The sequence below is a fragment of the Coleofasciculus sp. A1-SPW-01 genome, assembly GCF_040217205.1.
Lineage (GTDB): Bacteria > Cyanobacteriota > Cyanobacteriia > Cyanobacteriales > Coleofasciculaceae > Coleofasciculus > Coleofasciculus chthonoplastes_A.
The window spans coordinates 17,211-28,043 of sequence record NZ_JAVJNP010000202.1 but is presented as its reverse complement, the minus strand read 5'-3'; the positions used below and the strand labels follow the sequence as shown (position 1 = coordinate 28,043).

The 10,833-nt window shown below is 46.3% G+C and carries 9 protein-coding genes; 4 read left to right on the top strand and 5 right to left on the bottom strand.

What is annotated here, in order from left to right:
• Window positions 1-456 precede the first annotated feature (456 nt).
• The 4 genes from RH949_RS29320 to RH949_RS29305 all read left to right on the top strand — a co-directional run bounded on the left by RH949_RS29320 (window position 457) and on the right by RH949_RS29305 (window position 5,598).
• Window positions 457-1,908, top strand: coding sequence for a circularly permuted type 2 ATP-grasp protein (locus tag RH949_RS29320; protein ID WP_446358149.1), 1,452 nt, complete (start codon window positions 457-459; stop codon window positions 1,906-1,908).
• Between the two features lie 105 nt (window positions 1,909-2,013).
• Window positions 2,014-2,961, top strand: a complete 948-nt coding sequence (locus RH949_RS29315) for an alpha-E domain-containing protein (protein WP_446358147.1) — start codon at window positions 2,014-2,016, stop codon at window positions 2,959-2,961.
• Window positions 2,962-3,027: 66 nt separating this feature from the next.
• A complete protein-coding gene (locus RH949_RS29310) occupies window positions 3,028-3,939 on the top strand; it encodes a transglutaminase family protein (protein WP_006105951.1) in 912 nt (303 codons plus the stop codon).
• A 168-nt stretch (window positions 3,940-4,107) separates the two neighbouring features.
• Window positions 4,108-5,598, top strand: coding sequence for a TldD/PmbA family protein (locus RH949_RS29305; protein WP_446358145.1), 1,491 nt, complete (start codon window positions 4,108-4,110; stop codon window positions 5,596-5,598).
• Window positions 5,599-6,474: 876 nt separating this feature from the next.
• Here the strand turns inward: RH949_RS29305 and RH949_RS29300 are convergent.
• From RH949_RS29300 to RH949_RS29280, 5 genes are all read right to left on the bottom strand, one after another.
• On the bottom strand, window positions 6,475-7,083 hold the full coding sequence (locus RH949_RS29300) for a PEP-CTERM sorting domain-containing protein (RefSeq protein WP_446358143.1): 609 nt from the start codon (window positions 7,081-7,083) through the stop codon (window positions 6,475-6,477).
• A gap of 1,243 nt (window positions 7,084-8,326) precedes the next feature.
• Entirely contained in the window at window positions 8,327-9,073 is a 747-nt protein-coding gene (gene hpsJ-A, locus RH949_RS29295; protein WP_446358141.1) for an HpsJ-like protein, cyanoexosortase A-associated, read from the bottom strand.
• A 312-nt stretch (window positions 9,074-9,385) separates the two neighbouring features.
• Window positions 9,386-9,595 (bottom strand): hypothetical protein, encoded by a 210-nt coding sequence (locus RH949_RS29290; RefSeq protein ID WP_446358139.1) that lies wholly within the window; start codon window positions 9,593-9,595, stop codon window positions 9,386-9,388.
• Window positions 9,595-10,485 carry a cyanoexosortase A gene (gene crtA / locus RH949_RS29285; protein ID WP_446358137.1) on the bottom strand — a complete coding sequence of 297 codons (891 nt, stop codon included), beginning with the start codon at window positions 10,483-10,485 and terminating at the stop codon, window positions 9,595-9,597. The genes RH949_RS29290 and crtA overlap by 1 nt, the downstream gene beginning before the upstream one ends.
• A gap of 34 nt (window positions 10,486-10,519) precedes the next feature.
• Window positions 10,520-10,765 carry a DUF4114 domain-containing protein gene (locus RH949_RS29280; protein ID WP_006105937.1) on the bottom strand — a complete coding sequence of 82 codons (246 nt, stop codon included), beginning with the start codon at window positions 10,763-10,765 and terminating at the stop codon, window positions 10,520-10,522.
• Between the last annotated feature and the right edge of the window lie 68 nt (window positions 10,766-10,833).

Here is a 10,833-nt window from a genome sequence, read left to right as displayed (position 1 = left end):
AGCGAAGTCGGTGGGTTGAGCGAAGTCGGTGGGTTGAGCGAAGTCGGTGGGTTGAGCGAAGTCGGTGGGTTGAGCGAAGTCGGTGGGTTGAGCGAAGTCGGTGGGTTGAGCGAAGTCGGTGGGTTGAGCGAAGTCGAAACCCACCCTACGGTATATCAAAGGTTTCGGCGATTCCCTAGACACGGGAACGGCAATGCCGTGCCCCTACAATATGGCGAAATTAGCGAGCAAGATGCAAAGCCTGCGGCATGGCTTCGCTAAACGCACTACAAGGATGAGAGCAATTATTAACATTACGGTTGAAATGCCGAATGGTTTAGAGGTTCGGAAGCGATTTCCGAAGACATCTTTACCTGCACACTCAGCAAACGGTAATATTCACTACAGTTCTAGATCCAATTTAGACCAATCTTGGAATACGTAGGGTGTACATCAAGGAGGAGGGGTGTAGTAAACGTGGCAGTACAATGGGATCTCTACAATCCAGAAGACTTCTATGATGAGCTGTTTTCAGCCAAAGGGCAGCCACGACAGTCAGCCGCCGCCCTGATTAAGTGGATGCAGGGATTACGCCCTGATGAACTCCAACAACACCGGGAAACGGCTCAAATTGCTCTGCTCAAGTTGGGTGTAACCTTTAGCGTCTACAGTGATAATCAGGGTATTGAACGAGTATTTCCCTTTGATATCATTCCCCGGATTATCTCGGCTCAGGAATGGCAAACTTTAGAGGGTGGACTCAAACAACGGATTCAAGCGCTGAACCTCTTCCTCAACGATATGTATGGGGAACAGCGTATTCTCAACGATGGCAAAATCCCCCACGAAGTTGTGTTTTCGGCAACGGGATTTCTCAAGCCTTGCATCGGCTTAAAGCCGCCCAGCGATGTCTGGTGTCACATTACCGGAACAGATTTGGTGCGCGATCGCGAGGGTCAGTGGTATGTTCTGGAAGATAACCTGCGTGTACCTTCGGGCATCTCCTACGTATTGGAAAATCGGCGGGTGATGAAAAGTACATTCCCGGCAATCTTCCAAACCCTGGCAATTCAACCCGTGGACGATTATCCCAGCCATTTGCTAGAAACGCTGCTCAATTTAGCACCACCTCAACTTCCTGATCCTACGGTTGTTGTCCTTACTCCCGGTATTTACAACTCCGCCTACTTTGAACATTCCTTTTTAGCCCAGCAAATGGGTGTGGAACTGGTCGAAGGTCGAGATTTAGTCGTCGTGGATGGCTATTTGCAAATGCGGACGACGCAAGGATTGCGGCGAGTGGATGTGGTGTATCGTCGTGTGGATGATGACTTTTTAGATCCTCACGTCTTCCGTCCAGATTCCCTCTTAGGCGTACCGGGATTGATGGAGGTGTATCGCCAAGGGCGAGTCGCCTTAGCCAATGCACCCGGAACAGGCGTAGCGGACGATAAAGTTGTCTATGCCTATGTCCCCGAAATGATTCGCTATTACCTGGGAGAAGAACCAATCTTATCCAATGTCCCCACCTATTTATGTTGGCAGGAAAAAGACCGTAACCATGTCCTGAATAATTTAGAAAAATTAGTGGTGAAGGCGGCGAATGAGTCGGGGGGGTATGGTATGTTAGTGGGTTCGAGTTCCACTGAGGTAGAACGGGCGGAGTTCGCGGAACGGATTAAAGCCAATCCTCGCAATTATATTGCCCAACCCATCCTTTGTTTGTCGCGAGTGCCAACCTTGATTGATCATCAGGTAGAAGGACGACATGTCGATTTGCGCCCTTATATTTTGCATCGGGGAGACGACATTTATGTTCATCCTGGTGGATTAACCCGTGTGGCGTTGAGAAAGGGTTCTCTAGTCGTCAATTCATCCCAAGGGGGCGGAAGTAAAGATACGTGGGTGCTGAATCACTTTCATGAATGATGCATGAATTACCTGTTCCAGGGCTAGTCCTTTGTTCATAACTTCCTCAACAAAGGACTAATGACTAATGACAAAGGACATAAGACAAAGGACGAATAAATACTTATGCTAAGTCGGGTTGCTGATTCTATCTATTGGCTCAATCGCTATATCGAACGGGCAGAAAATATTGCCCGATTTGTGGATGTTAACTTAAATTCCATGCTGGATATGCCCCCCGGAGTGACTCAGCAGTGGGAACCCTTAGTGATTACAACGGGGGATCGAGATGTATTCCAAGAACGCTACGGCGAGGCTACCTCGGACAATGTTATCCACTTCCTCACCTTTGACTCGAACTATCCCAATTCGATTCTATCTGTACTCCAACTGGCTCGCGAGAATGCCCGTTCGGTTCGGGAAGTAATATCTTCAGAAATGTGGGAAGAGGTTAATCAATTTTTCCTGATGGTTAAAGAGGCGTCTCAAGCAGGAGCATTGGGGACATTGCCTGATTTTTGTACCCAAGTCAAACTGGCTAGCCATCGCTTTGCTGGGGTTATGGATGCCACGATGACGCATAATGAGGGATGGCATTTTGGGCAACTGGGTCGATTATTAGAACGGGCAGATAAAACAACCCGAATTCTCGATGTGAAGTATTTTGTGTTACTTCCTTCAGTACAGTGGGTAGGAACGCCATTGGATCAAATTCAATGGATGGCACTGCTCAAATCGGCTAGTGCTTATGAGATGTATCGCAAGTCTCAGCATCGGATTACTCCTAACGGTGTCGCCGAATTTCTAATTTTAAACCGCCAATTTCCCCGCTCAATTCACTTCTGTCTAGCGCAAGCGGAACAATCATTGCATCAAATTACTAGCACCCCCCGTGGAACCTGGTGCAACCCAGCCGAACGGGGGTTAGGGCGTTTGTGTTCTCAACTCGGATATTTGACCATAGAAGATGTTTTTGAGAATGGTTTGCATGAATTTTTAAATCAAATGCAAATCGAAATTAATCAAGTCGGCAATCAAATCTCGAAAACATTTTGTGCGGTAGAACCTGTATAGTGAGCGAGGGAGACATGTAGAGACGTGCCATGGCACGTCTAGAGGAGCTGGAGAGATTAAATTATCGTGCGTTATAAAATTTGTCATACCACAACCTATACCTATAATCAACCCGTTATTTTAAAACCCCATATCTTGAGGTTACGTCCCCGGTGTGACGGGACTCAGCAACTGCATTCCTTTATATTGGATGTTGAACCTAAACATGAGAAAATTGCTGAGATTATTGAACTTGATGGAAACGCGATCGCGAAACTTTTATTTAATACCAGTACCGAACAATTAACGATCAGCGCTACATCCGTTGTCGAAACCTGTCGAACTAATCCCGATACCATTCCACTGGAATCCTGGGCGACTCAATTACCGATTACATACCCCGACTACTGGTTCTCTCAGTTACAGCATTATCAGCAATTTTATGACCCTACCTCCGGGAATTCGATCAAGCAATTAGCCCAGGATATTTACCAGCAAGTTAATGGCGATACCGTTAACTTTGTCAAAACACTCAACCAACATCTCTACAGCCATTGTAAACCCCAGTATCGGGAAAAAGGTGCACCTCGGTCTCCCCGTAAAACCTGGGACTTAAAGAAAGGCTCTTGTCGCGATTTAGCGGTGCTATTCATGGACGTTTGTCGGGTGATGGGATTAGGCGCACGATTTGTTAGTGGGTATCAGGAAGGGAATCTAGAACGATCGCAACGATATCTTCATGCTTGGGTAGAGATTTACTTCCCTGGTGCAGGCTGGCAAGGCTATGATCCGAATCAAGGTGTTATTGTTACAGATCGCCATATTCCCCTGGTGGCTTGTGCTATACCCCGGTATGCTGCTCCGATTTCCGGTGCGATCGCCACGACTAAATCGGTGGGTGAAGGGGGTAAGAAAATTGAGTCGGATATGAAGATTAATTTGTCGATTGCCAGAGATGAATATAGCGGTTTTCAGTCCGATACAATACATTTAACCTAAGTCATACCAAGTTGCAGTCTAAGGTAGAATTTGTCATGCTGAGCGTAACGGAGTGTAGCGAAGCATCTGTCCAGATTCTCGTATCTCGTTCCTCGCTATAGCTTCGCTCAGAATGACATGATAGAACGCAACTCGGTATCAATGGATTTTAATTATCAGCAATAGACTATGGTACAAGCACTCACCCCAACCACCACCGCAACGGATTTGGCTCAACTGGCGATTGATTTGATTCGTCAAGCTGGCTGTGAATACGGCGATGTCCGATTTTGCACCTACCGCCATCAAAATCTTTATGCCCGCGATCGCTCTCTGAGTCAACTCTGTGATAATGTTAGTGCTGGCTTTGGGGTGCGGGTGTTACTGGATGGGGCGTGGGGTTTTGCGGCGAGTCCCTATAAAACGCCTGCAGAGGTGGAACGCCTGGTTACCTTAGCGGTGGAAATTGCCAAGGGGAGTCGTCTGTCTCAGCAGACACGGGTGCAACTGGTTCCTGTCGCCGCCTATCAGGATACCTATATCACTCCGATGGAAATTGACCCCTTTAGTATCCCGATTACTGAGAAAGCCGATTTACTGTTGCATATTAATGACCAACTGCTGGGTTATGGCGAACGGGGGATTAAAAAGGCGTATTCTTATTTACAATTTACCAAGGAAGATAAGACCTTTGCTTCGACGGAAGGTTCGCTGATTCACCAAACGCTGTATCGGACTTATCCTGGATTTGGCTGTACTGCGATCGCGAATGGAGATGCTCAAAATCGCAGCTATGAACGTCCGCCGATGAATAAGGGCTATGAGCATGTTATCCGAGCGGATTTACTCTCTCAAGTGGAACGAGTTGCGGAAGAGGCGATTGAAAAAGTCCATGCACCGAAAAGTCCCTCTGGTATCCGCACCACGCTAATTTTGAAACCGACAAACCTGTGGTTGACGATTCATGAATCGGTAGGACATCCCACAGAATTAGATCGAGTATACGGCTATGAAGCCAACTTTGCTGGCACCAGTTTCGCCACCACTGATAAATTAGGGAAACTCCAGTATGCCGCACCTTGGGTCAATTTCAAAGCCGATCGCACCCAACCTGGTGGACGCAGTACCATGGGGTATGATGACGAGGGCGTACCATCACAAGAGTGGTACGTTGTCAAGGACGGAATGTTAGTTGATTATTTGACTGATCGCGAAACCGCCTATCGATTGGGGCGAGGCAGTAGTAACGGTAGCGCCTTTGCCGATAGTTGGTCAAGTGTACCGATGGTACGCATTCCCAATTTAGGCTTAGAACCGGGAGTCGAGGGGGGAAGTCATACGGCGACATTAGCCGAAATGATTGCCGATACCGAAGATGGTATTTTAATTGATGGCATTGGCAGTTTTTCCATTGATCAGCAACGGCGTAATTTTCAGTTTGGTGGTGATGCGTTTTGGAAGGTAGAAAAGGGCAAAGTGGTAGGAATGTTAAAGGATGTCACCTATCATTCTATGACCACCGACTTTTGGAACAGTGTAGACGCGATCGGACCTAAGTCTGAATGGCAACAATGCGGGACAAATTTATGCGGTAAAGGTGAACCCATGCAAATCGCCCAAATGACCCATGCTTGTGTTCCGGTGCGGGTGCGAAATATCCACATCGGCGGCGCATCTTGATCCGTCTGTAGGGGCGGGTTTGACTATTATCGTTTCTTTTGCACCAAAATGCAACTAAACCCGCCCCGCTCAAGTTTTGAGGACAGTGTTCGTAGTAAAGGAACCTTAGCCTTTCAACGTGTCAACGAAGCCAATAACCCTTGAATAAAGGGCGGGGTTTTGTTGTTCAGTTATCGTTAAGCCATCCAAGTGAATCCCTAAACTCGCCCCTACATTCTTGCTCCCCTTTCCACAGATCTCCCCCCTTGCAAAGCAATTTAAATTGGGTATTAGTAGCGAGCAAGATGCAAAGCCTGCGGCATGGCTTCGCTAAAGCCTGCGGCATGGCTTCGCTAAACGCCCTACAAGGCTTTCGCCGTTATTGATATTAAGGTTTAAATGCCGAACAGCTTAAAGTACAGTAGATCAAAGTCCCCCTTCAGATCCCCCTTCCGTCCCCCTATTAGATCCCCCTCCCGTCCCCCTATTAGATCCCCCTTCCGTCCCCCTTAAAAAGGGGGAGACCAAAGGATGCTTCGCTTTTTGTTCCATGGGGAAGCCAGCGGATGCTTCGCTTTTTGTTCCATGGGAAAAGCTAGAGGATGCTTCGCTTTTATTGCTTATGGGATTTAGGGGGATCGACAATGTACCGCATAGCAGAGCAAACTGCTGTATAACGCATCATTATTCAATGCATTGGTGGGTTACGGCGGATATTTCACTGAAGGGTTATTGTCTTAATTAAATTCCCGCCTAACCCACCCTACAAGACAAATGACAAATGACCAATGACATAAGACGAATGACAAAAAAATAACCCCTTCTGATTGACTCTACAGAAGGAGTTTACGGGGCTTCTATTCTATGTAAACTCGGAGGGAATTACTTGAGACTTAATTAAGCTTTGTTGTTCTTTTTGGACTGTTGGCGCTTGAGCAAACCGCCGATTCCTAGAGCAGTAGCGGAACCTAAAATGGTCAGGGGTTCGGGAACAGCTTCAGGATCTTGAACAGGTTTGGGTGCTTGATACACTGTGAAGTGAGATAAATCAGGACCTGGCTTATCGTTACCTTTTAGAATCCCATTAGTATTCCATGAGCCACTAGTCGCCCCATCAAGTAAATAGGAACTGAAGCTGTTACCACCCTTGAGGACAAGCATTATATTAGATGTACTAAAATCAACGCCTGTAAGACTCCAGGTTCCTTCTGTCTCGTCACCACTATTTGTCAAGTCAACTGTCAATCCACCGGTAGAGCCACTGCTATCATCTACTTTAAATAGCTGTGACCATGTATCGAAACCAAAAATTTTATTATCATTTACCTCTGTTGAGGAATCATTACCAGAAAAAGCTCCTTCACAAAGTATGGAACCTCCTACATTAGAGGTGTTACATGTCGTCCCTAAAGATGTCAAGGCAGCTTGAGCAGGAGAGAAAGCTGAAGATGCAACAGCGATTCCAGCAGCGGCTAAAACAGAGGGAACGAGAGAAGAGAATTTCATGTCAGGACTCCTTAGGACTAGATAACTTGATTGCTGAAGCGTTTGGACTGATTTGCTTCGGCGTGTTTGCTTTTCTATATTCACACTATAAGGGACTTCACTTAGGTGTTGGGTAAAGTAGCAATAAAGAATGAGTTAATTTGTGTAAACTTTAGATAAAGATTAATCGCTATAAGGTGAGATGCCTTATTGGGTAAGGATTTGAGGATTTGATCAAAGTATCGGTATTCATGCCCTCTTGAGTAAAAATAACCACAAAGAAGACCCCCAGCCTGGTTTTTTGACGCAGGAAGACTCTTGGGGGTCAAGCTTGTTGTGATATTGGCTAAGTTACTTGTTTTAGTTGTTGTAGGTTGGGTTGAACGAAGTGAAACCCAACAGAGTATTGGTGAGACTCATAAATAAAACCAACCTACATTCCGAATTGCTCAATAAAGCCAAACAAAAGGCAGAATACAAGGTGTAAATGCTTTTTTATATAACTTATGACGTATGAATAAGGATAGCTTTTGTTGCTCAGTTATTAGTGACAAGCTAGCTTGATTTACTAAAGGGAGTCCCTAAAATAGGCTTATATTTGATTACTTTTAGACCTGACGGCGGCTACGCCAGTAGCAGCTACAACCGAGGGAACAAAAGCAGAACGTTTCATGTCAGTGCTGTTTAGGACTAGTTAACTCAATTCAATATTAGATAGTTGCTAGATGTGAGCAAAACCCTGAATCGCTTGCCATATCTGGCTTAAGCTTCATTGAATTCGCTCTATCGTTCAATATAAAGTAACCTTCGATACATGTCTATAAAGCTTCGATGAAGATATCCGGAAAATTAACCCTTAATTTAAAGTTTTGATGAAGATGTCTGGGATTTCCGTGGAAATACGGTAAAAATGGCGACATTATTCCGGCTGAAAACTAGGTATAGTAAGAGGCTGAGGATTTTCGAGTCTGGTTACATTAGAGATATCGTGATTTGCCGTCTTGATAGACCGCACCGTAGAAATACATAGAAGCTTCCCAGTCCTCTAATGGAACCAGGGGAACCAACCTGCTGAATAAGAGAAGGAAGTAGGGACACGATAATATCGTGTCCCTACCATACATAAATGGCGTGTGGGCTTAAGTCCTACATTTATTTTTTGATCCCGAACCGCCAGAACATCTGTTGAGATTCTATGCGCGATCGCTTCATTCTCCAATGACACACTCGCTTCCGTGTGAGATGTCCCAACAAATACCTGGAATCACTCGCTACGTCTTGCCCAACCCGTTAAGCGCCAAATACTGACAAACAACGCCCCAGAAACCAAAGCGCCCAAATTCCACTTCACCGAATTCTCCAACAACCGTAAGCGCCGAGACTTCTTCTGGGATTGAGCTTCCTCCTGCATCCGCGTCTCACCCTGTTCCAAAAATGTCGAAAGCTGCTCCTTCACCTCAGCTAACTGCTCAGTGCCTTGAATCTGTGGCGTGCGCCCTTGACTATCCAATTGACTAATCAGAAACTGCATCTGTTCTACAGTCGTCGCTTGTCCTAGCGCCTCTCTTACCTGTTGAATCTGCTCCTGTCGCTGTTCAACTTGTCGCTCAACCTGCTGCTGATTCTGCCTATCCAACCGTATTGTGTCCACAATTCCCAAGGGAACCAGTAAAAAGTACAAAACCCCCACCAGCAAAGCTAGCCAGGACAAAATATTTAGAATCAGAGGTTCCCATCGAGTACGTTGATCTCGTTCGCCTAGAAACACCAGCGCCAATCCCAGCAACGGTACAGGAACCCGTTCCACCAATTGTCCGATAGTCTGAAACTCCCAAGCGGGATTCATCAACACCGGAGGTACAAATATCTCTACGACATCGAAAAATGCCAAAACTAATAACCCATAGCCGATCCACCGCGCCACTGCGATTGACTTGGATAAACCAGCGCTAAACTTCCACAGTTGGTCGATCGCGGGAACAAATTTATCTTTTTCTTCTGATTGCGTCATGGTTTTAATTATCGGTTATTTGTCATTCGTCATTAGTCTTATATCATTTGTCATACTTGCTCCCTTGAGAAGCAGGCTACGTCTTATGTCCGACATAATGATCACAACTAATTCATTAGTTAGCAGACTAATGACGTTTAACGTTCAATAGATTATCTCTTTTTCCCTACCTCTGGAAACAGATTGTCTAAATCATGAGGGGTAAGTTGTTCGGCATTTAAACCATAATGCCAAGAATTGGGAAATCCTTGTAGTGTGTTTAGCGAAGCCATGCCGCAGGCTTTGCATCTTGCTCACTACCTATACACAATTTCAATTCATGCCAGCTTCCGACTGTAAAGACGTGCCGTAGCCCATCTCTACCGACGGATGCAACGCCATGGATTCAACCCTGGGAAGCCTAGCTGCTGACTTTCCTTGCCCTTTCTCAGCCAGAGTTGCCAGAATAACTTTCAGCAACACCACGAGAACCGCACCAAAAATCAGCGCTAACACAAAAATCCGCACCTGTTTCCAGGACATTATGCCTCCTCAGTCTCCGGAGAACTCGTGTCCTCCAGCCGCAACAGCAACCAGTAGAACACGCCGAAAACCATCACAGAAATCATCCCGAAGACTAGAGAACCTTCGCCTTCATGCCAGTATTTAAAGGCTTCCATATTTTGGGCATTTGCCAGCACCGCCATCAACGCCACCCGGAAGCTATTGACGACAAATCCGACAACCAACGCCATGATTGGCACAAAATACTGCTTGCGGCGACTGATGGGAAACATGATTAGACAAATCACCGATAGTCCCAGCACATAGGTCATCGCTTCCATACCGGAACAGCCATGATACACCTTAACGCCACCATCAGGCAGGTTAATAAAGACCTTATCGTACAGATCGACCTGAAAGCCCATATAGTGCAGCATGAACGCCGAAAATATAGCCGTGATCGGCGAAATATCCGGTATAAATGAGGCAATTGTCGCCGGTCCACCGAGAAAAAACAGAATCGTTACTTCTTGCCAGTATTGTTTGAATCCTTTAAACCCAGAGGCAAGTAACGCGACACCAATGGCAGAAATAAACGGTAGCAGGCGCAGTAACGGTGCTAACCTCTGCACATTTTCATTAGTTAGCCTCAACCCACTGATGTGGGCGCTATACCAGAGGACAAAGCCAATGACTAGCGCCCCAGCGATACTTGGGACAACTTCACTTTCCAGGTTTAATTCCTGGCGTTTGCCCCACAGCAGGGAACCAACCGCTAGCCAAAACAAGACACTCATGCCAAGCTGGGCTTCGTCTCCGGCTTTCCAACTGAGTGTCATATAGATGGCAACTAAGCCTGCGGCGATGGCAAGCAGCCAATAGGGGGGGATTTTTAATCGTTGCAGGGGTGTGAGAGAGGTCGCTTTCATGGTGCTTTATGGGTAGAAACGATGAGAGAGAAAATTAGCCAAACTGAATGCCTATCATTACATCATTAAAGTCGATATCACTATCGTTTGTCAGGTCTGTCCAGGCAAATTCATTCGGGGACAGTCGCCAGAAATTATCTATCCCATTGGGGTTCGCGGCAATGAATGAGAAAAAGGCTAAGGGCGAATTCCCCAGTAAATTGTCGGGATTCTCCCGTAAAAACTGTTCTGTTGTGCCGTTTGGGATCAGATACCATCCAAAAGCGCGATCGCTCTCCACATTCAGTGTCCGTTGCCCATTCCCCGTCTCTCCCGGTGCAACGATAACCAGGCGATTCGGCTGAGACA